The sequence below is a fragment of the Nitrospirillum bahiense genome, assembly GCF_007828025.1.
In the GTDB taxonomy this organism is placed as follows: Bacteria; Pseudomonadota; Alphaproteobacteria; order Azospirillales; family Azospirillaceae; genus Nitrospirillum; species Nitrospirillum amazonense.
This window is the reverse complement of the sequence record NZ_VITO01000008.1, coordinates 117,867-141,209: the sequence shown is the minus strand read 5'-3', so window position 1 is coordinate 141,209 and position 23,343 is coordinate 117,867. Positions and strand designations below refer to the sequence as shown.

The following is a 23,343-nucleotide window of genomic DNA, read 5'->3' as shown; positions in this document are numbered from 1 at the left end:
GGTCTCCCTCTGCGCCCAAGGCCGATGATCGAGATCAGAAGCCAGGCGAGACGGAGGAATTTGTTCAGCAGGCCGCTGGAGCGATACACTTGAGCCAAAAATCGACAAATCTTCCGTTCCTAAAAATAATGTCCGGATTGCACAATATCCATTGGATTGAATTTAAAAATAATAAAATGGAATCTAGCGCGCTATCGAATAGTGCTATGTTTCTATTTTTTATTATTTCTTTATTATTTTTTGCAATTTTCCTGTCGGAAATTTATCCGCCAACTTTTCCGGTTGAGAGAACTAAATACGAACTAGTGCTAACACAATACTATAAATTGCTAAAGCCGGAGCCAATTGAAAGATTCATCTTTCTATTTTTATCGGCATTAACAATACCGTCTTCTGTAGGCTTATTTCTTATTTCAGATTTCAATTTTATAGTCTTCAAAAAACAACGTGCTATTGCAACTTTATTTATCAATGCCCTTCTCGCTATACTCGTCCTGGCTGGACTGTCGAGGTTTGACTTTGGCCGCTCCCTCTTTTTGAACGGGCTCGCCCCGGCACAGCCCACCCTCATCCGGCTGCTGGGCTGCATCGTGACCGCAATCATTTTCCTCGTGGCCCTTTTTCGATGGCCGCCGGCCTTCATGACGACCCAGCACCGGCTCGCCAGCGTGCTGGGTTGGGGAATTTTCCTGCCGGCCATGATCCTGCAGATCACCGCGTGGCGGTTGTTCAACGAAGCGTCGATGGGGGAAACCAGCCCATGGTCAACCTCCATGGACGCATTCATCTATTCCATATCGCAGGTTATCTTCGGGAAAACCGTTCTCGTCAATTTTCCAGCGCAGTACGGTTTGTCTGCGGAGTTCATTGGCGGCCTCTTACGCCTTTTTCCTTTCTCCATGCTGACGTTCTCTTTCGTCTTCTGCGTCATGCAGGTGATTTCGATGGCCGCTGTCTTTTACGCCTTCGCCAAAGAGGTCCGCGTTTGGGCGCTTCGGCCTTTATTCGGCCTTTCTTTGGTCTTGGTGACTTTCTCTTCAGTCCTCATGATCAATGGAGTCGACGAATATTATCTTCAATATTGGCCTTTGCGATTCATCTGGCCGGCCCTGTCCATTTTTGCCCTGCAGGCTTATAAATCCACACCTGATCTTCGCCACGCGGCGGCAGTGTCGGTGATCGCCGCCATCGGGACCATCTGGAATATCGAATCAGGACTGCCCATCGCGATCGGCTTCGCAGCCTTGCTGGCAACGAAGTGGGCCTACAACCTGGGTTCGCGTGACGCGCGATCCGTCGCCCTTAGACGCCACCTGCTGCGGGCGCTGTTGCAGCACGTCATCCTGTTCGTTGGTTTCGCCGCCGCAACGGCTGTTTACATCAGTGCCAAGGCGGAGCACCCCCCTCATTGGGGCTGGCTTGTCGAATATCAGAAGCTTTTCTACGGGCTGGGCGTCGCAATGCTGCCGATGCCCCTTACCATCACCACTCCGTGGATGAGCGTCCTGGCGCTCTACCTGCTCGGCCTCCTGTTGGCGGCCTCAGCTTGGCGCCGGACGCCCCGCACGCGGGGGTATGACCTGATTTTCTTTATCGCGATGCTCGGCTGGGGCCTGTTCACCTATTACCAAGGCCGCTCCCATATTCTGAACCTCATCAACGTCTGCTGGCCCGCGATCCTGCTCGCCACCATCCTGGCCGACCGTGCGATCCGCTTCGTCAGAACACGTCGGCTGAGCCGGCCTTATCTGATCCTGCCGACAATCGCGATCGCCAGCCTCTGCTACACCGCCCTGCCATTCGTGCAGAACCTGGGACTGTTTTGGCAAGACACCCTCAAGGTGATCGACACCTGGGACCAGGCGGCCTCTCCGCTGGTCAGTGATGAACTCGCCTTCATCCGCCGGCACACCGTCCCGGGCGAGGCCTGCGTCTTGCTCACCCGCCGGCAGGGCCTGTACTACGCCGCCGCCGGCCTGGGAAACCCGATCGATGGACCTGGTTATTCCGAGATGCTGACGATAAAAGACCGCGATGCCTTGATGGCCCAGTTGAACACTCGGCGCTTTGACTGTGTGTTCATTGGCACGGGGAAGGACAGCGAACAATATTTGGATACGGACGTGTCCGCGCCGTTCCGCGATTACGAAGCCGTCGCGACCAATGCCAAAGGCACGTTGCACTTCCTCAAACCCAAGAAAGTGATCGCCCCAGAAGACCGGCTGTAAAGCCTCACCTTTCGCCACTCGAGTGCCGACCTCAAATATGTTAACCGTTATAAAGGGGCATGAGATTTCCGCCTCATTCCATCCCCAGCCCTGGCGGCGCCATCGGCGCGGGGGCGAACACGGCGAATAAGGCATGTGAATGGTTGCGTCCGCTCACCAATGATGAACCGCTGCAGATTTTGCGCCTTATTCAGCATGGTATATATTTTGTAATAAAACGATCCACACTTTTAGATTTTTCATTTTAAGTCGCTTTGGGGGCAGTCGATGAAGGTGGTTATACTGGCTGGTGGCATGGGAACACGGATATCCGAGGAATCTCACCTACGCCCCAAGCCGATGGTCGAAATCGGCGGGCGGCCAATCCTGTGGCACATCATGAAAATCTATTCTGCCTATGGATTTCATGACTTCATCATTTGCCTGGGATTCAGGGGCTATGTCATCAAGGAGTACTTTTCCAATTACTTCCTGCACATGGCCGACGTCACCTTCGACATGGCCCGCAACCATATGGAAGTGCATCGCGAAACGGCCGAGCCTTGGCGGGTGACCTTGGTGGACACCGGTGCCACCACCAATACCGGTGGCCGCCTGAAGCGTGTCCAGGAATACGTGAAGGATGAACCCTATTTCGCCATGACCTACGGTGATGGCGTATCCGACATCGACATCGCTGCCCTCGCCGCCTTCCACACCAGCCACGGCAAGCTGGCCACCATCACCGCGGTCCGTCCGCCCAGCCGGTTCGGCGTTCTGGATATCGACGGCGAGAATCAGGTGCGCTCCTTCCGCGAGAAGCCAGCCAACGAGATCGGCTGGGTCAACGGCGGCTTCTTCCTGCTGTCGCCGCAAGTGATCAACTTGATCGACGGCGACACCTCGGTCTGGGAACATGAGCCGCTGGAAGCCCTGGCGGAGCAACGCCAGCTCAACGCCTTCCATCACGAGGGTTTCTGGCAGCCGATGGACACGTTGCGGGACAAGAATTTCCTGGAGGACCGGTGGGCCAGCGGCAAAGCAGAGTGGAAGGTCTGGCCATGAGTTCACGAGCTGGAAGCGGGCTGCCAGGTTCCTGGGCCACGGCTTGGCGGGGATGTCGTGTCCTTCTGACCGGTCACACCGGTTTCAAGGGCAGTTGGATGAGCCTCTGGCTGGCGGCGCTCGGCGCCCGGATTACCGGCTTTTCCCTGGCGCCCCCCACCGAACCCAATCTGTTCAGCCTGGTTGGGGCCGCCGCCGATGTCGACAGCGTCATCGGCGACATCCGCGACCTGCCGGCGCTGGAAGCGGCCGTGGCGCGGGCTCGGCCGGAGATTATCATCCACATGGCGGCACAGTCGGTGGTCCGCGCCTCCTATACCGATCCGCTGACCACATATTCGACCAACGTGATGGGCACGGCCAACCTGCTGGATGTGGCGCGCCGCTGCCCGGACGTGCAGGCCATCCTGGTCGTCACCAGCGATAAATGTTACGAAAACCGCGAACAGATATGGGCCTACAGGGAACATGACCGCATGGGCGGGCACGATCCCTACAGCAACAGCAAGGGATGCGCGGAACTGGTCGTGGCCGCTTTCCGTGACTCCTACTTCCGCAAGGCCGGAGTGGCCGTGGCGACCGCCCGGGCGGGCAATGTCATCGGCGGTGGCGACTGGACGGCCGACCGGCTGGTGCCCGACGCCATGCGCGCCTTTCTGGCCCGCCGCCCGCTGGACATTCGCAACCCGATCGCCGTGCGACCCTGGCAGCATGTTCTGGAACCACTACAAGGCTATCTGCTGCTGGGTGCCCGCCTTCTGGGAGATGACGCTGGGGCCTATGCCGGGGGGTGGAATTTCGGGCCCGGGCACGACAGCAACCAGCCGGTATCGGATGTGGTCGATGCGTTGGCGGCATGCTGGGGCGGCGGCGCCACTTGGCGGCAGGTGGGCGACCCCGCGGACCTGCACGAAGCCACCCTGCTGCATCTGGACTCCACCAAGGCCAACATCAAGCTGGGCTGGACCCCAGTCCATACCTACAAGACGGCAGTGGCGTTGACGGTCGATTGGTTCAAAGCCTATGAAGCCGGGGCCGACCTGCGCGCCGTCACCCAAGCGCAGATCGAGGCTTACATGAACCATCATCCGCGCACGGTCTAGGGTTGGGCGTTTCCGTGTGGGCAAAGGACCTAGATAATGTCTGGCTCTGCTTCCAATTCCAAGGCATCGGCCCTGCGTGAGCAGATCCTGGACCTCGTGCGGGACTATTACGACTTGGTCCACGCCCCAGGCCCCTTCGTCCGGGGAGATTCACCGGTACCCGTATCCGGACGAACCTATCAAGCCCAGGATATGCAGTTCCTGGTCGATAGCGCATTGGACTTCTGGTTGACCACCGGTCGCTTTAACGATGCCTTCGAGCGGCGCCTGGGCGAGGTTCTGCAGCGCAAGCACGTGTTGACGGTGAATTCGGGATCATCGGCCAACCTGGTGGCGTTCGCGGCACTGACGTCGCACCTCCTGAAGGACCGGGCGCTGAAGCCGGGCGATGAAGTCATCACCTGTGCCACCGGCTTTCCGACCACGGTCAACCCGACCTTGCAGTTCGGCTTGGTCCCGGTCTTCCTCGACATCGACATCCCAACGTACAACATTGATGTCACCCGCCTGGAAGAAGCGGTAACCCCCCGGACCCGGGCCATCATGCTCGCCCACACCCTGGGCAACCCGTTCAATCTCGACGCGGTCATGGCGGTCGCCCGCAAGCACGACCTTTGGGTCATTGAGGATTGTTGCGACGCGCTGGGGGCGACCTATGAGGGCCGGCCGGTCGGCACCTTCGGCGACGCCGGCACGCTCAGCTTCTATCCGGCACACCACATTACCATGGGTGAAGGGGGCGCGGTGTTCACCGACCGGCCCTTGCTGCGCCGGGCCATGGAATCCATTCGCGACTGGGGTCGCGACTGCTATTGTCCGCCGGGGCGGGACAACACCTGTGGCAAGCGTTTCCAGTGGCAACTGGGCCAATTGCCGGAAGGCTACGATCACAAATACATATATTCCCACCTGGGATACAACCTGAAGATCACGGACATGCAGGCGGCCGTCGGGCTGTCGCAACTGGATCACCTGGACGCCTTCATCGCCGCGCGCCGGCGCAACTTCAATCTGTTGAAGCAGGGCCTGGCCGATTTGCAGGATGCGCTGATCCTACCCGAAGCGACACCCAGAGCCGAACCGTCCTGGTTCGGCTTTCCCATCACCCTGCGGGACGATGCCCCCTTCAGCCGACGCGACTTGGTCGTCCACCTGGATGCGCACAAGATCGGCACCCGCCAATTGTTCGGCGGCAACCTGCTGCGCCAGCCCTACATGACCGGACGGCCCCATCGCGTGGTCGGCCCCCTTTCCAACAGTGACATCGTGATGAACCGGACCTTCTGGATCGGCGTCTACCCCGGCTTGGGCAAGGATGCCGTGGACTACGCCGTCGACACCATTCGCGCCTTTATTCGCCGCTAAAAGCGCAACTTGGGGGCTTGTCTCGTGCGTATAGCCATCACCGGAGCCGGCGGCTTCCTCGGCGCTCCCCTGGTCCGCCTTCTCGCGGCGCAGGGGGCCGCAGTGGCAGCGATCGTGCGCCCCGGTACCACCCAGGTCCGACTGCCGGATTTGGCGGGCGCGATGCGGATCATCGAGGGCGACCTCGATACGATCGGCGCCTTGGAAGCACCGCTAGCGGACTTCCACCCCGACGTTCTGGTTCATGCCGCATGGGCCGGGGTCGGCGCCCAGGATCGCGACCGACCCGGCCAGTTGCGCAATGTGGTCGCGGCGGGGGAGTTGGCCGCGCTGGCCGGCAGGCTGGGGGCATCCACCTTCATCGGCATCGGTTCCCAGGCGGAATACGGTCCCGTCAGCGGGCGGACAGATGAGGCGGCGCCCCCCCGGCCCGTGACCCTGTACGGCATCGCCAAGCTTTCGGCCGCGCTGGCCACGCAACGCATTTGCGCCCAGGCCAGCTTGCGTTGGGCCTGGCTGCGCGTATTTTCCCTCTTCGGCCCTCGCGACAATCCCGAATGCCTGATCCCCATGGTGATCGAGCAGATTGGGCGGGGGCAGCGTCCGCAGCTGACCGCCTGTACCCAGCGCTGGGACTATCTTTACGTGGAGGATGCGGCGGCGGCCGTGGCGGCGGTGGCGCGCACGCCCAGCGCCGCCGGGCTGTTCAACCTTGGCTCCGGCCGGGCGCGACCATTGCTTGAGACGGTTGTCCACCTGCGCGACCTTCTTGACCCGACAGTTCCGCTGGGCGTGGGGGAAATCCCCTACGGCCCCAATCCGGTGATGCACCTGGAAGCAGATATCGGCCGTTTGACCGCTCTGACGGGTTGGCGGCCGACCGTAACCTTGGGGGACGGCCTGCGGGCAACCATCGCATGGCATCGCAACCTGGTGAGTGGAATGCAATGAGGCGGCAATCCACGACCAGCCTCGACCTGCCGCCTTGGCTGCGGAAACATCTGCCAGCCAGGCTCGGTCTGGCTCTTGGGAACGAAAACGGCGAGCGATTAGGGGACTTCATACGCTTCGTGCTGGTGGGCGTGTTGAACACGCTTTTCGGCTATGGTGTTTTCGCCGCGGGGATCTTGACAACGGGCGACCATCGCCTGGCCTTGACGGCAGCCAACGTGATTGGGGTTGCCTTCAATTTCCTGACCACCGGCCGCCTGGTATTCGGTAGCCAGCGCATCCATCGTTTACCGCTGTTCATTGGCGGCTACATCGTTTGTTTTATTGTCAATCTTGAAGCGCTGGAGTTGACGCATGCCGCCGGAGTCCCCTCACTGCTGGCACAGGTTCTATTATTACCCATCATGGTAATTTTGTCCTTCATCATCAATAAATTCATTGTATTCGGGAGAGGTAATTGAAAAGAATTTCCGTCGTCACCCCCTGCTACAATGAGGAAGCGGGCATTTCGGAATGTCACGCGACAATTAAGGCCATCTTCGACAAGCTGCTTCCAGGATATGAGCGTGAGCACATATTTTGTGACAACGCTTCCACGGACCGAACGCTTGAAATTCTAAAGGACATCGTGGCGCACGACCCATGCGCTCGCATTATTGTCAATGCCCGTAACTTTGGTCCACTGCGCAACAACTACAATGGCGTGATGGCGGCGACCGGCGACGCGGTATTGCTGTTCATGCCAGCCGACCTTCAGGATCCGCCAGAACTCATTCCCGAATTCGTCGCGCTATGGGAGCAGGGATATGAGATTGTCTACGGCATCCGTGCCACGCGGGAAGAGGGGTGGACCATGCGCTCCGTGCGCACGCTGTACTACAATCTCCTGACGCGGTTCTCCGACATCGCCGTGCCGCCCGGCGTCGGTGATTTCCAATTGGTAGATCGCCGGGTGGTGGAAGCCATGCGCCAAATCCGGGATAATTATCCCTTCATGCGCATGATGACCTTCGAATGCGGCGGCCGCGCCGTCGGCATCCCTTATCGTTGGCGTGCGCGCAAATACGGCGTCTCCAAGAACCGGCTCTCCGCTTTGTTCGATCAGGGAATGAACGGCATCATAACCTTCACCACCGCCCCCCTGCGGTTCGCCTTGATCACCGGCTTCCTGGCGGCCACCCTCAGCCTGGTCTACGCGGTCGTGAACCTGCTGTTCGGTTTTGTTTTCTATCACAAGCTGGCGGAGCCAGGCATCCTGACCCTCATCGTGGCCGCCTTCTTCTTCGGCGGGGTGCAACTGTTCTTCACGGGCCTGATCGGCGAGTATGTGCTGGCCATATATGCCCGGGTCAGGGACAAGCCGGCGGTTTTCGAACGGGAACGCATCAACTTCACCGGCCCGACACCTGACTGACGCCACGCCAGCCGCCCCTTCAGAAGCAGATAGCGACATGACCGGAGCTGAGTATATCGCCGCCTTCCTGGCCAGCAAGCATGTCAGGCACGTCTTCCTCATGACCGGCGGGGCGGCGACCTTCATGATCGACGCCATCGGGAACCGGGACGACATCGATTACATTTGCATGCAGCATGAGCAAGCGGCAGCCATGGCCGCGGACGCCGTGTGGCGCACGGACGGTACCCTGGGCGTGGCCATGGCCACATCGGGACCGGGCGCTACCAACCTATTGACCGGCATCGCCTGCTCCTATTTCGATTCCATTCCGGCCCTGCACATCACGGGTCAGGTCAACATGAGGGAAAGCGCGATGCTGGGTGGGGCCTCGCCCCGCCAGATCGGCTTCCAGGAGACAAAGATCGTCGAGATGGCTCGCCCCATCACCAAATACGCGGTGCAGGTGCGGACCGGTGAGGAGTTGCGTCAAGAACTGGAAAAGGCCTACCGCATCGCCATGAGCGGCCGCATGGGACCGGTATTGATCGATGTGCCCATGGACTTGCAACAAGCCGAGGTGGGGCATTTGTCCCCAGCGGTGACACCGGAGCCCACCGCCACCGACCCAGCGGCGGTGGCGGTGGCGGCCGCCGCCGTCAATCAGGCCTTGGCCGGGGTGACGCGTCCCCTGATCTATTGGGGGGCGGGTGTGGGCCTGGCCGGTGTCGCGCCCGAGGTCGAGCGTTGGGTGCGGGCCACGGGCGTTCCCATGGTATCCAGCTGGAACGGCGCCACGTATTTCGATCATGACCTTCCAGGCTTTTGCGGCACCGTGGGCGTCTACGGTAATCGCGGTGGCAATTTCCTTGTCCAGAACTGCGACTTCCTGCTGGTGTTGGGCAGTCGCCTGGACAATCGCCAGCGGACTGGGAACACACGCAATTTCGCGCCATCCGCTCGCGTCGTGGTGTTGGACGTTGACGTTGAGGAACTGGCTAAATACCAGGCGGACGGTTACGTCACCGTCCCGCTGAATTTCAGAGACCTGCCCGTCGTCCTGGATCAGGTACGGCTACCTCGTCCCAGCAATGCCTGGGTGAACCACGTTGCCCTGATGCAGGAACGCTACCTCGGCAAGCACGCCGGGCGGACCGCCATCACCGGCGCCCAGTCGCCTTATGCGGTGATCCAGCGCATCAATCGGCTGGTCGACCACGATGCCATTATCGCCAACGATACCGGCGCCGCCTTGTGCTGGTTTTTCCAGACGTTCCATCGCACAGGCCAGACCATTTTCACCGCAGGTGGCAACTCCCCCATGGGATATTCCCTGCCGGCCGCCATCGCCGCCAAGCTGACGGCGCCAGATCGCCAAGTGATTTGTTTCAGTGGAGATGGCGGCTTCCAGCTGAACCTGCAGGAACTGCAGACGGCCGTGCACTATGAACTCGACATCACCATTGTCATCCTGAACAACGGCGGCTACGGCATCATCAAGCAATTCCAGGACGCCTACATGCAGGGACGCTATCATGCCACCGGCGTCGGCTACAGCCAGCCGGACTTCGGCAAGATCGCATACGCCTATGGCCTTGATTATCATCGCATTGAGCGGCCAGACCAGATCACGCCTGAAATGTTCAGCCATAAGGGCCTGCGAATTCTGGACGTGATCCTTGAAGAGGGGACCACCATCGAGCCCAAAGCGGAAATGGGCCGCCCTATCAATGACCAATTCCCTTACCTTGACGACGCGGAGTTGGCCGAAGGAAACGCCTTTATCGACTATAAGCGGCACTGAGGGGCAGCCGTGTCACGTGCCCCGCTCCCCTATCAGGAATAGAGCTGATGCAGAGACTGGTTGACCGCCCGGCGGCGGGCCCCGGCGTGGGCACGAATCCGGCCTTCAACTCGCAGGCATTCCTACGCGAGTGGCGGATGTGGGCGGCCGGCGCAATCTTGGCCTATCTCCTCGCGAACCTGTTGATCGCGGGTTGGCCGCATCTGTTCATCCCAGACTTGTCACATCCCTATTTCAATGAGGGTGACGGCCTGTTCAACGCCGCGCTGATTCAGCGGGTGATGGAGGGATGGGTTTATTCCAACCCCCGCGTTGGCTATCCATTCGATTCCAGCCTGCTGGACTATCCGAACTCCGACACCCTGAATTTCATTCTATTAAGATTCTATGGCCTTATTACCGGAAATTTCTTCGGCGCCATGAATATCTTCATAGTTTTTAGCTTTCCTCTTTCTTTCATCTTGGCATATTGGACAGGAAGACATTTCGGTGTTCGCGATATTCTAGCCATCATGATGGCGCTCCTTTTTTCCTTCATGCCGTTCCCTTTCACGCGCTTCAATCACATCCTACTTCTTTCTTACTTCACCGTTCCCCTATTCTTCTACTTCGGCAACCAGATCGTTCACATGTCGGCACCAACGCAGGCCGCCACCAGCCGGGCGGGGCGCTTGCTGCCGTACGGCATCGGCGTGCTGTCTGCGTCCTTCGGCCTCTATAACGCCGCCTTCGGAATGATCCTGTTGGCGACGGCGGCGCTGTTTTCGGTGCTGATGAACCGTGGTTTGGCCGGCGCGCGGTACGCGGCCTTGCTCATCCTCAGCATCGGCATCGGGATCGGCCTGAATGTAGCGCCCAACGTGGTGCATCGGATGGAGGTCGGCGCCAACACGACGGTGGCAGCTCGCAGCCCGGTGGAATCGGAAATCTTTGGGCTGAAACTGATTCAAATGCTGTATCCGCGGTACCATCATCGGGTGCCGGCCTTAGCGTCCGTGACCGAACACTATGAGGAAGGCCGGCCACTGGTGAACGAGAATCACTCAGCGGCCCTGGGGATGATCGGCAGCCTGGGATTCTTGGCCTTGGGTGCCGTCATCGTCGCGGCGCTGGCCCGCCGCCCGGTCGACCCCCGACTTTCCTTCTTGTCCCTGACGGTTCTTGTCCTCTTCCTTTTCGGAACCATCGGCGGACTTGGTGCGATCTTCGCAGACCAGATCTCCCCGCTTGTCCGCGCTTGGAACCGCATCAGCGTCTTCATTTCCTTTGGCGCGCTCTCCGGCTTCACCTTGCTGTTACAGGCTGGGTTGGAGCGGTGGCTGGCGGGACCTCAACTGCGCCAGGTGGCGTGGGTCGTCGCCGGGGCGCTGACGGTCATCGGCATCGCAGATCAAACCCCCGCGGTCTGCGTTCCCTGCAACACCGAAGCCCGCGCCAAGTTTGAGAAGGAACGCGCCTTCGTTCAGGCTATCGAGCAGGCGGTGCCGGCAGGAAGCCCCATCTATCAACTGCCCTTCATGAGCTTCCCGGAAGCGCGCCCTCGCCATAAATTGCTGGACTATGCTCAGGCCAGCGGCTTCGTCAATTCCCGGACACTGCGGTGGAGTTACGGGGGCATGATGGGGCGCGCGGGTGATCTATTCTATCAGTCGCTGGCCGAACAGCCGGTGGAGCGCCAGTTGACCGTCCTGCGCCGGCTTGGTTTTGCCGGCATCTACATCGACCGACGAGGCTACCCCGATGGTGGCAACGACATCATCGGCCAACTGACTCAGCTATTGAAGAGCGGGCCGCTGCTTACCCGGGATGATGGCGCCATCCTATTCTTTCGGCTGGACAACCCTGCTGTCGATCTGACCGGCCTTTCTCCAGGTCAGATCATGGAACGCGCGGGATACAGGGTCGACACGCGCGGCCGCTACATGGCCGATCTGTCGGAAGGCCTGTCATTCTCGCAATCGATCTGGCCTAGCTACATCAAGGACATTCAAGGTCTCTCTATAGTCGAGTCATGGGGTCGCTGGTCCGACGCGGACACCACCCCAACCGTTCGTATCCTCTTCAGCGATCCCTTGCCGGCCGAATTCACCTTGGTTCTGTCAGCGCAAGCCTTCGGGCCTAATACGGACGCGCCGACCCTGGTGCGCATCGGTGAGCACAGCTATCCAGTCACAATAAGGCCTGCGGCGGCGGAGTATCGCGTCGCCGTCTCGCTCGGGGTGGAGAAGAGCACGACCATTGAAATCGTGCCTCCCAAACCGATCTCGCCCAATGAGCTTGGAATAAACGACGACCGGCGCCGTCTCGGCATCGGGCTGATCCAGCTGCGGATTGAGACGAAACCTTGATGGCGCGCATGGGGATGGAATCGCCGCAAGGCGGCAGGCTGCCGGCGCCCCGGCAGCCTCGCCCGTAAAATTTCTTCTTTCCAGACACTTACAGCCAACCCTTGAGAACGGACAACCTGTCGCCCGCCGGCAATGATTCCGTTCGAGAAAATCAATGCTTTTAAGCGGGTTTCCCTAATCGCGCATTTCCCTTAATAGTTAGGTCATGGGAAATGCAGCGCATCACAAATCATCACATTTTCTTTTTCTTGAGGGAATTCGAGGTATAGGGGCCGTTCAGGTTCTCCTGAACCACTATGCCTCGGCCTTCCTTCCAGCCATTGTTGGGCTTCCTGGATCGACTCATTCCCCCTGGGAAAGAACGCTGGCCAATTCACCGGTCTCTTTCCTGATGAATGGCGGCATCGCCACCTACACGTTTTTTGTGATGAGCGCGTTCGTTCTGACCCAGTCCTATCTGGAGACGAGCTACACCGCCTTCGAACGGATCTTGCAACGCGCCACCAGGCTTCTAGCACCGGCCATCGCCTCGTGGTTGATGGCCCTGACCCTGTTGACCATCCTGCCGCAATCTCGGGCGTGGGTAGCGCCTTATGTTTCGCCGTGGGCCAGGCAGCGCTATGCGGATGCCATGACCGGGCCGGTGCTGGCAAAGGACATTGCCCTCAATTCCATGCTGCTGGGTTATGAAGGCGTCTCACTGTTCGATTTTGCGGCCGCCAAGACTCACCTCGTCGTTGCTCACCTGTCGGACAGCCTGAATCCCCCCTTATGGTCCCTGCATGCGGAATTTTGGGGGTCGCTTCTCGTGCTGTTGATGGCGCGGCTGTACCGGATCCTGCCAAGCCCCTGGTTCTGGATGATTTTTACGGTCACGCTGTTGGTGACGGGAACCAGCCATTACACTTTATTCCTGCTGGGAGTGGCCGGCTATCTAGGACGTCACCGGATGCTGGCGTTGCACGGCGCCATCCCAGCCTTGATGGGAATGACGCTGATCGCGGCCGCGGTGTTTCTCGGCATGCGAGCCGCATCCTTTCCCTTTGACAGTTGGGTGGTGGCAGCGCGGAGCGTGAGCCTCCTTCAGGCACCCGGCGGCAAATGGCTGCAGAATGAAGTGGCGGCGACGCTGTTGATGGCGGGTATTCTGATACAGCCCAGGATAAGGCACATATTGGCCGCCCCTTGGCTGGTGTGGCTGGGGCACCGCTCCTTTGCTCTGTATCTGGTGCACTTTCCCCTGCTGTTCACTGTCGGTTTCGCCATCTTCTCGGTGCTTCTGGACTATCTGCAGCAAGGAACCGCGCTCTTCCTGACCGTCGTGTTTGGTGGTGGCCTGTCGCTGGCCGCCGCGACGCTGTTCGAGCGATGGATCGACCGGCCAGCCATACGCCTCAGTCGCAAGGCGTTGCGTCCCAAGCCATCCACCGTACCAGCGGAAACCGCTGCGGAATAAACAACAGCCAACAGGCGGGTCCTCGCCGTTGGAGACTCTTTCCTGGAGTGGCTTATGCGCGCCAATATGGAAGATGAAACGCGCCCCGGATCACGGAATTTCACCTTCCTTGAAGGAATTCGTGGCCTCGGGTGCATCCAGGTCGCATTGAATCACTACTTGTCCGCATTCCTGCCGCCCCTGGCTCATGTTCCAGGTCTGCCGCATTTCAACTGGGAAATGCCACTAGCCAGTTCCAAAGCCTTCGCCCTAGTTAATGGCACCGTAACCGTTTTTCTCTTCTTCCAGATCAGTGCTTTCGTCTTGGCCCAATCTTATCTCAAATCCGACCAGACCATATCCCAGCAAATACTCCGCCGGTTCGTCCGTTTGTTCCTCCCAACCGCCTGTTCCATCTTATTGGCCATTATGCTGCTGGCGCTCCTCCCGCAACCTCGGGCCTGGGTCGCGCCCTATGCCCAATCGCTGTGGGCGCAGCGCCTCTATGTCAACCCCATGACCTTGATCTCGCTAACCCGCGACACGCTGATGGACTCCATGTTGATAGGATATCGCGGCGCGTCCTTATTCGATGCCAGCGATCCCAGCGGCGTCTTCATCAGTCGCCTTAACATGAGTATGAACCCCCCCCTTTGGACACTGCATGCGGAATTCTGGGGGTCGCTCCTGGTCCTGCTATTGGCGTACCTCTACCGCCTTCTGCCTCGCCGGTGGTTCTGTGCGGTGTTCTGTGCCTTGCTGTTGGTGACTGGTACCAGCCACTTCACTTTGTTCTTGTTGGGATTCGCCGCTTATTTAGGACGCGGGTGGCTGCTGACCCGGCGCGGACACGCCGCAACGGTGGCAGGCATCACCCTGGTCACCATGGGCCTCCTCATCGCCGGGCTGCCCAACCCACTCTCCTTCGATCAACTACTGCAGGTCACCCGCCATATCGGCTTGCTGCATGCGGCTGCGGGCGTACGTCTGCAGGCCGAGGTCGCCGCCGTGCTGGTCATGGCCGGCATCATGGTTTTACCAAGCCTACAGCGTAAGCTGTCGGTGCCTTGGGTGGTGTGGCTAGGCCGTTGCTCTTTCAGTCTCTATCTGGTGCACTTTCCCCTGCTGTTCACTGTAGGCTTCGCGATCTTCAGCCTGTTTCATCGGTACCTGCCCTATGGCATCACCTTCATTGTAACGACTGTACTCGGTGGCGGCCTGTCCGTGGTCGTGGCGAAGCTATTCGAAATATATATCGACCGACCGTCCCTGCGCCTCAGCCGGCGACTGGGCGTTCGTACGTCTCTACCACCCGCGATCGCAGAAACATTGGATGTGGAATTACTACCGAAATGATGTGGGGGCCTCTTATCAATTCCGTCAAGAAAACAAGGTTTCAACCACGCGAGGCGAAGCCCTGTGCCCGTAAGCAGAATAAAGGTGATAACGGGGCGGAACATGGATGTCGCGAATATCGGCCGGCACCTCTGGAAACCGATCCGCAAAATCCTTCCGGATAAAGAAAGCGTTCGCACCCGAATATGCATTACAGCAAACTAAAGCGTAGCCGAACCCAGAAAACAAATCGACAAAATTCTGCAAGGCAGCACCAAAGTAATCATCGCCACCCCAGCGATGATCCGAATTATATGCGATCTGAAATTTCGCCGGGGGGAGGAACTTCGCGTTATATTCAGCGATGAAAATCTTGGGAAGAATGCCACCGTCCAGCAGGGCTTCCGCGATGTAGATATCATTGCCGTCGAGGTCGAGCGATATGAGATCAACGGCCCCCGTGCCGATCGCCGCCATCCCCGCCTCGGCATGGCGAAGGACATTGTCGCGCGTGATCCAGTCCCGGATGTAGGTCAGCCGTGGCAACGGCGTCGGATCGAAGACAAGTTCCTGCCCCCCCACCCAGAAGCCGCGCCAGCCCAGTCCACCTAGGATAATGGTGTTGTTCTCCAAGCCATTGCCGACACCGAATTCGGCAAACGTTCCGCAGGACAGATTCAGCCTGCGTACCAGTTCCAGCGTGATCCCGTCTTCATCGGATTGGGAGAAGCCCTTGCGACCAAACCTGTTCAAGGGGTTGGGGTGGGCCGCCTGAAACCTTATGTTGGCGTCCTGGATCAGGATGTCCTTGAGCTGGCTTGCCGTCCGCTGCAAGATGGCCACGGCGTTGTGAAGCTCCTCCATTTTGTCCCCCCTTTTTTCGATCACGACCGGCCAGTCGCAGGTCTGCCCCATGGATTTATCCGCAATAAACGGCGCAGAGCTCCACCGTGGGGTCGCAGCCGCACTTTTACGAGGGCGATCGTCAGCATGCCAAAATCCTTGTCGAAGGAATCGTGCACCGGCAGCATCTCGACCACATATCGCGGGTCACGCGCCAGACGCTCAACCAGGCTGTTGCAGCCCAGCCCATCAAGCTCCTTGACCTTGTTCAGATAACAGTCATCGAAAATCACGACCGTCTTTTCGGACATGAGGAGCGCGACGTTGTCCCAATCGGACTGAATTGTCTCTTCACTATGGCCACCATCAATGAAGACGAAGTCGATGGGCCCAGCATCCGGCGATTGCCGGAATGCCTTCAGCGTGTCCTGGGTGTATCCCTGTATAAGCAGGTGGTTTTGATTAAAAGCCGACAGCGCGTGGCCGATTTCAGCACGAGACAACGGATATTTTGAGAATTCCTTCTCATGAACCTCCGGCGTCATTTCCTCGAACAGATCAAATCCGACGTAACGCAGAGCCCCGGTCTGGGCCGGCGTGCGTCCCCCGGCCCGGATCATATCCGCAGCGTTCCGGCCATCGAACACCCCGATTTCAAGGATGGACCGCGGCCGCAACGCCAACAGGCATTGCAGCAATTGGCCATATCGCCGCGGGCGCCGGTCACGAATGGAAGCCAGGATCTGGTTGAACGCATCCAACTCTTCGGCATCCTGGGGGGTGGGAACGAGCAGGCGTGGCGGAACCAGCCGTTGGAAGACCGAGGTTTCGCGATCATCAGGGAAAAGCTGCAGATGACACTTGGCGGCCAGGCCCAGCAGATGCGCATCGCCCGCCCGGGCCGCCGCCTCAACCAGCAGGCGGCCGGCTTCCGGCACCGCCCCAGCGCGGGATGCCGCCGCTATCGCAAACTCCACTCCCGCCTGATGGTCGCCTCGCGACAGGCGCAACTTCGCCTTAGCCAACCACGCCTCTGCCCCATCCGGGTGCGCGACAATGCGGGCATCGTATTCACCTTCCGTGGACATCGTTTCCACCGGGCCAAGTGACATCAAGATTCGGCATTCCTTGTCGATCCGATACTAAGTGCCTCGAACGACCCAGTGCTGGACGGCAAGAGAGGCGAGCTGTCGAGAAGTGGCGAGATTTGCCAATAATGTCAACCGCCTGGGCGTTCAGCGCTGGCTTGCCCATTGCCATGCGTTTGCATATCAGTTCAACATTTGACAATGCTGTCGCAGCTGACGCACACAATGGCGCTGATACCCTATCCCTATGCCCTGTCGCGAGGGCAGATAAATTCAGTCACCCCTTCTACACAGTAAATATGGATTGACCGCCCCTTAAATATTCCCGTTCACCCGCATCAACAGTTCTTCATGAACTCGGCGACCGTCTAGCCATCAGCGGGTTGGCTTTTCCGAACCGGTCAAGGGTAGCCATCTCGACCCTTCGCCCGTGATTCAGCGCACTTGGAGATAATGAATTTAATGAACAAGATCCTGGTCACCGGCGGGGCAGGTTTCGTTGGAAGCCATACGTGCAAGTCGTTGGCTGCGGCGGGCTTTCTTCCCGTCACCTACGACGATCTGTCCAACGGCGTGCGTGACGCTGTCAGATGGGGGCCCTTCGAACAGGGCCACCTGGAAGATGAGGCACGGCTGGCCACTGTGATGCAAGCGCACCGTCCCATCGCCGTCATTCATTTCGCCGCCTTCATCGAAGCGGGCCAGTCCGTACGGGAACCGGCGCGCTTCTACCGCAACAACGTTGGCGGCGCCCTGGCGCTACTGCGGGTGATGCGGGCGCACCAGTTGGACAAGATCATCTTTTCCTCGACCGCGGCGGTATATGGCGACCCCCAGTTCACACCCATTCCGGAACATCATCCCCTTGCTCCGGTCAACCCGTATGGCCGCAGCAAACTGATGACGGAGAGCATCCTGTCCGACATGGACGCGGCCCACGGCATGCGCCATGTGGTCCTACGCTATTTCAATGCCTGCGGCGCTGATCCGGATGGAGAATTGCGGGAAAACCATCAGCCGGAGACCCACCTCATTCCATTGGCGCTTCAGGCCGCCTATGGCCAGCGCGCCGACATCGCCGTGTTTGGCACGGATTACCCCACGCCGGATGGTACCTGTGTCCGCGACTACGTCCACGTCACAGATCTGGCGAGCGCCCATGTCCTTGCCCTGAAACGGCTTTTGGCCGATGGCGCGTCCCTGACCGCCAACCTGGGAACGGGCCGTGGCTATTCCGTGCGCGAAGTCATCGCTGCGGTGGCCGCCGTGACGGCGCGCGACGTTCCCATCCGCCTGGCTGAGCGCCGGCCCGGCGACCCCGCGATTCTGGTAGCCGACGCGACGGTGGCACGGCGTGAGCTGGGCTGGTCACCCAAATTCCCGGAACTGACGCAGCAAGTGCAGCATGCGGCCGTTTCGTTCGGCTATCCGACGACAGACGGCGGTGAGCACGGCGAGCATCGGCAGGCCGTGTCCCCCTGCACCGCAGTGCCGCATTGAGGTTGTCGGACGCAGTTACCTTGACAGCATCGGGACAAAAATGTCACGGTGTAGTCCACAGGTAACGAAAAATTAAACAACATCGCGTCGGGACGGTGGAAGCGATGAGGTGCCAAGATGTATTCTCCTAGCCAAGTCGCAATTCCCCCTTCCTGCCATTGACAAGCCATATATTGCTGGCTGGCGACACGATGGCTTTCCTTGCTGGTACTTGTCTTCCTTTTGCTGACATTTCACACAGGATTTATAATGATTCCCGTCATGGCCAAAAGATTTCTCAAAGTCCTGCTTATGCCGGTTTGGCGGCGCATTAGTTACCGCATTGAGATCCGTCTAGCCCCTACGCGGGAGCGGCTTCACCAACTGGAACAGCAGTTGGCCATTGTGCAGGCGCGGCAGCCATTCAACGGCGAGCCTTTGATCGACCGTATCGTTGCCCTGGAAAATCGCTTCAATCATATCGAGCATGAACTCAATCACAAGCTGCGCGCCCTAGACGGCGCCATTACTGAGCTTCAGGCCCAGTGGCGCGTGTATGTCCCCAGCTTCGTCGGTGCCATCGCTGCTGTGAAGCGGTCGGGAACGGAGGCCATCTCCCTGGCGCAACGGGTGGACCACCTCGCTATTGGCTTGCACGAGCATCAGGAAACCTTGCAGGAGCGTGAGCAGGTACTCCGGGCACACGGCCAGGCCTTACGGGAATTGGCCAACACGACGGAGATTGTGCTCCAGAAAGTGGAACATATTAGCGCCGCCCCTGCCTTGCAACCGGCCCCCGTGCCGCCTCCCCTCCCTTTGCCCGTGATCAGTGTCGCACCCGAATTCCCGCAGCCGGACACCGTTTTGAAAGACATAATTGCCCTAGCGGCGCGCTTGGAAAGCTTGGAAGCTCGACTGGACCAAAGCGTCCACACACTGCAGACACGTGTGGATGCCCAATTGGGTGCCGATGTTCAAGGGCTCAACAGCACCTTGTCCGCCCGCATTCACTCCGTGGGTTCCCAGGCCGACGCGCTGAGCGAACAGTTGTTGCAGATTCGTCATTCATTATCTGAAGAGGTAAACGATCTCTGGCAATTTGTCCGCGCTCATAAAGCGCGTAATGAGGTCGCGCTGCATCAGGAATAATTATTTCATACCCATACAAAAGGCCTAGAGGCCTAAGCCATTTGTACGGGTGTGCAAATAGATCATTCCATAGGTTGACTGCGTATTCCACCCTGCTAGGTGTTTTATTCCCATTTCCCATTAATCATAACATGCTATTAAATGGGGAAGCATGCCCCATGCCAGACCGTTTTTATGGCCGGCCGGCGGGCGCAGATATACCGGTTAATAACAAGTCTGTGGTCCAAATGCCCAAATACCTTAGTGCGTCTGAACTACTCGCGTTTGGCAAATCGCTAGACAATCGGCAATATCTTAATCATCTTTATGAGCAGATTTTCTTACGCCCCGCCGAAGATATGGCCGAGGTTGAGCTTTTGCGCCAACTGGACGGAGGGGCAGTCAGCCGCTTGGCAGCCATCGCGATCTTGGCGGATAGCACGGAAGGGGCGATCACCGCGCACGTCTTCTATCACTGGCGGGATCTTCTCCATCCGGATGCGAATTTCCTCGCCGATCTCTATACGTTCCTGCTGGGACGCGATATCGATGAAGCCGGACGGGCCTTTTACCAGGGCCAGTTGGACGCGTCCCTAATGACCCGGGCCGGCATTATTTTGGATATCGCCCAAGGCGAGGAATGCCGGGCGCGGGCGCAGTCGCGCGTCGCACTGGATGGCCTCACTGAAAAGAATACGCGCGCGCTGGTTAATATCGTCATCGCCGACCGTGGCTGGATCCTGGAGCGCCTGGCGGGCGAGATCGAGCAACGGCTGCCATATGTTACCGTGGGCGTGACGCCCGGATCGGCGCCCATACAATACTTCCTGCCGTATTCCGCGCGGCGCGAGGCCGCCCCCGGGATGAACATGGCGCTGTTCACCCACATGGAACAGGATCCTGCCATGCGGGAGCGCTTCATCCGCGCCTGCCGGGAGGTGGACCTGGCCATCTACATGTCGGACTTTTACCGCAGTGCCGTGCAAACGAACGCACGCCGCAGCGTGCGCATCACCCCTGGCGTGGATCCGCACGAATTTCCGACGGCGCCTCTGCGTATCGGCGTCGCCGGCCGCACCTATGGCAGCGGCCGTAAGGGCGAAGCGCTTGTCGCCCAACTGATGGACTTGCCGGGGATCGAATGGCACTTCTCGGGTGACGGCTGGCCTGGCCCTTGCGTCATGTATCCGGAGCATGAGCGCCACGCCTTCTTCCACACCATCGACTATTTGTTGGTCCCCTCGCTGTATGAGGGGGGCCCGATGACGGCACTGGAGGCGTTGTCCTGCGGCAAGCCGCTGATCGCTCCGGAAGTGGGCTTCGTCAGCGAACTGCCGCACATCTCCTATCCTACCGGCGACGCCGCGGCCGTGCGCCGCATCTTGGTCCAGTTGGTGGAGGAGAGAAGCGCCAGAAGCCGCGTCGTGCAGCGATACAGCTGGGACGCCTGGGCCCACCAGCACCACACGCAGTTCCAATATCTGCTGACCGGCGCCAACGCCGTACCCGACATCACCAAGGCGCCGAGGTCCGACGTGCTGCGCGCCAGCCTCATCCTGCACAAGCCGGAAGGCGAAGGCCGTACGGGCGGCCCATCCCGCCGGGCGGTGGAAACTGCGGTGGCCCTGAACCGAATCGGTCACACCGCCATTGTCCACCACGGCGACCTGCCCAACCCCGCCAGCGCCGACCTGGTGCATCTTTTCAACGTGTGGGAACCGCAAAGCGCCACCCAGTTACTGGAAAGCGCCCGGCGCCGGCGTCTGCCGACCGTGTTCTCATCCATTTTCATCGACCTGGCCATGGACGGAGTCCAAAACCAGGCTGCTGCTGCGTTTGAAGAGGCTCGCACCTTCGGCCAGGTGGAACAGGCGTTGGCGGGCCTGGGCGACCGGCACCGTGAAGCGACGGCCAATCGCCGACAGACCATCAGCTACGCCCTGCCTGGCTATGCCGAACAGGTGCAGCGCATGCTGGATCTGACCGATCATCTGGTCACCACCAGTGACTTTGAGTTCAATCTGCTGCGAAGCTATGGATTTGATCTACCGGCGCATTCCATTGTGTGCAACGCTGCCAGTGATCAGTTGCTGACGGCGGAGCCCACGAACCGTTTGCCGCCGGTCATCGTCGAAGGCGGATACATTCTGTGCCTGGGCAACATCGAGCCGCGAAAGAACCAATTGCTGCTGCTGCATGCCTGCCGCGATCTCGACCGGCCGTTGGTGCTTGCCGGCGGTGGAGGAGCCAGTCCCTACGGCAAGCTGGTTCAGCGCTTCATGACACCTTGGACGCACCTGACTGGCCATATAAACGATGACCGCCTGTTGCGAACCATCATTGCCAACGCCGCCGCGTTCGTGCTGCCCAGTTGGGCGGAAGGCGCCCCACTGTCGGCGCTGGACGCCGGCGCCTTGGGCATTCCCCTGGTCCTCAGCAGCCAGTCCTCCGAACGTGAGTATTTTGGCGACCATGGCTATTATTGTGACCCTTGGGATGTTGATTCGATACAATCCGCTCTTCGCCAGGCTCTTGAAAATGACTCACCGGACAGCCGCCTGCGGCGCGCCACCTTCGTGCGGAATAATTTCAATTACGATCGGGTCGCCGATCAGCTAAGTGCTATCTACACAGGGATCATTGGGGGATGAATAGAGATGACGCGTAGGTTGGTTGCCCTGGACGGTTTGAGGGGATGGGCAGCCATAACCGTGTCCATGTATCATGGCATCCTGCAATTAAGCCCCGCAGCCCATGATAGCATGATGCGCCCCTTACAGGGCGAGGAAGGGTTCTATGCCGTGCTGTCGAAGCTGTCCCTTATGCTTTTCAACGGCAACGCCGCGGTCGTCATATTCTTTGTTTTAAGCGGCAAGGTGCTTTTCGACTCGCTGCAACGCACGGAAAATAAGCCGGCAGTCACCGCCTTGGCGTTCTCTGTGAAACGACTGATACGGCTTTATCCCCCCCTCTGGGTGGCCTTGGCCATCTACGCCGGCGTCTTCATCGCCGGGACACATCTGATGCCCAGCGTCTGGTCTGTTTATTTTACCTTTAAGCAGTTGCTGATCAACGCGTCGCTGACCCAGATAACAATGTACGGAGCGTCATGGACGCTGACGGCGGAGTTGCTGGCGATCCCGGTTTTGCTGGGAACCCATTTCCTGCACCGCGCGTTCGGCAGCGGCGGCGTTTTCCTGGCTGTGACCCTTCTTCTGGTCCTGCCTGGGACCGCGCTGTTGGCCCCCATTCCCTATATGAGCGAGCATGCGTTCCTGTTCGCCTTGGGCGGGCTGGTCAGCACCGACATGGGCGCACAGTTAGGCCAGGGGCTGAGGCGTGTCCCTGCCATATTCATTCTGGCCTTGTTCCTATTGTGGGTAATGTTCTTCCCGTACCAGCATATCACTGTGGTGATCTGCCAAGGCTTCCTGGTTTTCCTTCTGATTTGCAAAATTTCCCATTCCACGGCTGATGACGACAAACTCGTCGCTTTCCTGTCCAGCCGAATTTCCCAATATTTCGGCGAAATATCCTTTAGCTTCTATCTTTTGAACCCTCTGTCGCTGGAAATAGTGGAGCGCACTCTTTATTATTTTCTGCCGACATATAAGGAACACTATATCGAATTCGGCCTGTTGGTCGGCCTGCTCGCCACCTTGATGACCCTTATGCCCGCAGCATGGCTGTATCGGTTCATTGAAGTACCAACAATCAACATTGGCCGTACCATAACCGGTCGGATGCAAGGCCGTCAGCAAGCCCTTGAGAGATTCGTCTCTTAGGACCAAGGAATATT

At 59.1% G+C, this 23,343-nt stretch carries 17 protein-coding genes; 15 read left to right on the top strand and 2 right to left on the bottom strand.

Translation table 11 applies throughout. The features are described from left to right. The first annotated feature begins 89 nt into the window (after positions 1-89). The 11 genes from FBZ88_RS13695 to FBZ88_RS13645 all read left to right on the top strand — a co-directional run bounded on the left by FBZ88_RS13695 (position 90) and on the right by FBZ88_RS13645 (position 15,027). Positions 90-2,228 (top strand): hypothetical protein, encoded by a 2,139-nt coding sequence (locus FBZ88_RS13695; protein WP_145617565.1) that lies wholly within the window; start codon positions 90-92, stop codon positions 2,226-2,228. Positions 2,229-2,495: 267 nt separating this feature from the next. Then, positions 2,496-3,272: a glucose-1-phosphate cytidylyltransferase gene (gene rfbF, locus FBZ88_RS13690; protein WP_145617564.1), complete on the top strand. Its 777-nt coding sequence runs from the start codon at positions 2,496-2,498 to the stop codon at positions 3,270-3,272. After that, positions 3,269-4,375 carry a CDP-glucose 4,6-dehydratase gene (gene rfbG, locus FBZ88_RS13685; RefSeq protein WP_145617563.1) on the top strand — a complete coding sequence of 369 codons (1,107 nt, stop codon included), beginning with the start codon at positions 3,269-3,271 and terminating at the stop codon, positions 4,373-4,375. The genes rfbF and rfbG overlap by 4 nt, the downstream gene beginning before the upstream one ends. 36 nt (positions 4,376-4,411) lie before the next feature. Beyond that, the gene (rfbH, locus tag FBZ88_RS13680) at positions 4,412-5,740 is read left to right on the top strand and encodes a lipopolysaccharide biosynthesis protein RfbH (protein WP_145617562.1); all 1,329 of its coding nucleotides are present in this window, start codon (positions 4,412-4,414) and stop codon (positions 5,738-5,740) included. 24 nt (positions 5,741-5,764) lie between these two features. Further along, positions 5,765-6,691: an NAD-dependent epimerase/dehydratase family protein gene (locus tag FBZ88_RS13675; RefSeq protein WP_186464389.1), complete on the top strand. Its 927-nt coding sequence runs from the start codon at positions 5,765-5,767 to the stop codon at positions 6,689-6,691. Continuing rightward, complete coding sequence (locus FBZ88_RS13670) at positions 6,658-7,152, top strand: GtrA family protein (RefSeq protein WP_145617559.1); 495 nt, start codon at positions 6,658-6,660, stop codon at positions 7,150-7,152. The genes FBZ88_RS13675 and FBZ88_RS13670 overlap by 34 nt, the downstream gene beginning before the upstream one ends. Next, positions 7,149-8,105 carry a glycosyltransferase family 2 protein gene (locus FBZ88_RS13665; protein WP_145617558.1) on the top strand — a complete coding sequence of 319 codons (957 nt, stop codon included), beginning with the start codon at positions 7,149-7,151 and terminating at the stop codon, positions 8,103-8,105. Before FBZ88_RS13670 ends, FBZ88_RS13665 begins: the two co-directional genes overlap by 4 nt. A gap of 37 nt (positions 8,106-8,142) precedes the next feature. Continuing rightward, positions 8,143-9,888: a thiamine pyrophosphate-binding protein gene (locus tag FBZ88_RS13660; RefSeq protein WP_145617557.1), complete on the top strand. Its 1,746-nt coding sequence runs from the start codon at positions 8,143-8,145 to the stop codon at positions 9,886-9,888. Positions 9,889-9,935: 47 nt separating this feature from the next. After that, positions 9,936-12,236: a DUF7024 domain-containing protein gene (locus FBZ88_RS13655; protein WP_145617555.1), complete on the top strand. Its 2,301-nt coding sequence runs from the start codon at positions 9,936-9,938 to the stop codon at positions 12,234-12,236. A gap of 205 nt (positions 12,237-12,441) precedes the next feature. After that, positions 12,442-13,692, top strand: coding sequence for an acyltransferase family protein (locus tag FBZ88_RS13650; protein WP_145617554.1), 1,251 nt, complete (start codon positions 12,442-12,444; stop codon positions 13,690-13,692). A gap of 54 nt (positions 13,693-13,746) precedes the next feature. Next, complete coding sequence (locus FBZ88_RS13645; RefSeq protein WP_145617553.1) at positions 13,747-15,027, top strand: acyltransferase family protein; 1,281 nt, start codon at positions 13,747-13,749, stop codon at positions 15,025-15,027. 24 nt (positions 15,028-15,051) lie between these two features. Here the strand turns inward: FBZ88_RS13645 and FBZ88_RS13640 are convergent, their stop codons facing one another. Together FBZ88_RS13640 and FBZ88_RS13635 are read right to left on the bottom strand one after the other, a co-directional pair. After that, on the bottom strand, positions 15,052-15,921 hold the full coding sequence (locus FBZ88_RS13640; RefSeq protein ID WP_246138654.1) for a hypothetical protein: 870 nt from the start codon (positions 15,919-15,921) through the stop codon (positions 15,052-15,054). Next, the gene (locus FBZ88_RS13635) at positions 15,891-16,961 is read right to left on the bottom strand and encodes a class I SAM-dependent methyltransferase (RefSeq protein WP_246138661.1); all 1,071 of its coding nucleotides are present in this window, start codon (positions 16,959-16,961) and stop codon (positions 15,891-15,893) included. The genes FBZ88_RS13640 and FBZ88_RS13635 overlap by 31 nt, the downstream gene beginning before the upstream one ends. A 438-nt stretch (positions 16,962-17,399) precedes the next feature. Here FBZ88_RS13635 and galE point away from each other — a divergent pair, with 438 nt between their 5' ends. From galE to FBZ88_RS13615, 4 genes are all read left to right on the top strand, one after another. Further along, a complete protein-coding gene (gene galE, locus FBZ88_RS13630) occupies positions 17,400-18,437 on the top strand; it encodes a UDP-glucose 4-epimerase GalE (protein WP_145617551.1) in 1,038 nt (345 codons plus the stop codon). A 201-nt stretch (positions 18,438-18,638) separates the two neighbouring features. Next, on the top strand, positions 18,639-19,565 hold the full coding sequence (locus FBZ88_RS13625; protein WP_145617550.1) for a hypothetical protein: 927 nt from the start codon (positions 18,639-18,641) through the stop codon (positions 19,563-19,565). A gap of 158 nt (positions 19,566-19,723) precedes the next feature. Then, positions 19,724-22,195 carry a glycosyltransferase gene (locus FBZ88_RS13620; RefSeq protein ID WP_186464387.1) on the top strand — a complete coding sequence of 824 codons (2,472 nt, stop codon included), beginning with the start codon at positions 19,724-19,726 and terminating at the stop codon, positions 22,193-22,195. Between the two features lie 6 nt (positions 22,196-22,201). Then, on the top strand, positions 22,202-23,329 hold the full coding sequence (locus tag FBZ88_RS13615; protein WP_145617547.1) for an acyltransferase family protein: 1,128 nt from the start codon (positions 22,202-22,204) through the stop codon (positions 23,327-23,329). Positions 23,330-23,343 lie beyond the last annotated feature (14 nt).

What these genes read in the sequence shown, in the direction of transcription:
- rfbF (WP_145617564.1), top strand. Translation starts at nt 2,496, where the DNA reads ATGAAGGTGGTTATACTGGCTGGTGGCATGGGAACACGGATATCCGAG.
- rfbG (WP_145617563.1), top strand. Translation starts at nt 3,269, where the DNA reads ATGAGTTCACGAGCTGGAAGCGGGCTGCCAGGTTCCTGGGCCACGGCT.
- rfbH (WP_145617562.1), top strand. Translation starts at nt 4,412, where the DNA reads ATGTCTGGCTCTGCTTCCAATTCCAAGGCATCGGCCCTGCGTGAGCAG.
- FBZ88_RS13670 (WP_145617559.1), top strand. Translation starts at nt 6,658, where the DNA reads ATGGCATCGCAACCTGGTGAGTGGAATGCAATGAGGCGGCAATCCACG.
- FBZ88_RS13660 (WP_145617557.1), top strand. Translation starts at nt 8,143, where the DNA reads ATGACCGGAGCTGAGTATATCGCCGCCTTCCTGGCCAGCAAGCATGTC.
- FBZ88_RS13655 (WP_145617555.1), top strand. Translation starts at nt 9,936, where the DNA reads ATGCAGAGACTGGTTGACCGCCCGGCGGCGGGCCCCGGCGTGGGCACG.
- FBZ88_RS13650 (WP_145617554.1), top strand. Translation starts at nt 12,442, where the DNA reads ATGGGAAATGCAGCGCATCACAAATCATCACATTTTCTTTTTCTTGAG.
- FBZ88_RS13645 (WP_145617553.1), top strand. Translation starts at nt 13,747, where the DNA reads ATGCGCGCCAATATGGAAGATGAAACGCGCCCCGGATCACGGAATTTC.
- FBZ88_RS13640 (WP_246138654.1), bottom strand. Translation starts at nt 15,921, where the DNA reads ATGGGGCAGACCTGCGACTGGCCGGTCGTGATCGAAAAAAGGGGGGAC.
- FBZ88_RS13635 (WP_246138661.1), bottom strand. Translation starts at nt 16,961, where the DNA reads ATGTCACTTGGCCCGGTGGAAACGATGTCCACGGAAGGTGAATACGAT.
- galE (WP_145617551.1), top strand. Translation starts at nt 17,400, where the DNA reads ATGAACAAGATCCTGGTCACCGGCGGGGCAGGTTTCGTTGGAAGCCAT.
- FBZ88_RS13620 (WP_186464387.1), top strand. Translation starts at nt 19,724, where the DNA reads ATGCCAGACCGTTTTTATGGCCGGCCGGCGGGCGCAGATATACCGGTT.
- FBZ88_RS13615 (WP_145617547.1), top strand. Translation starts at nt 22,202, where the DNA reads ATGACGCGTAGGTTGGTTGCCCTGGACGGTTTGAGGGGATGGGCAGCC.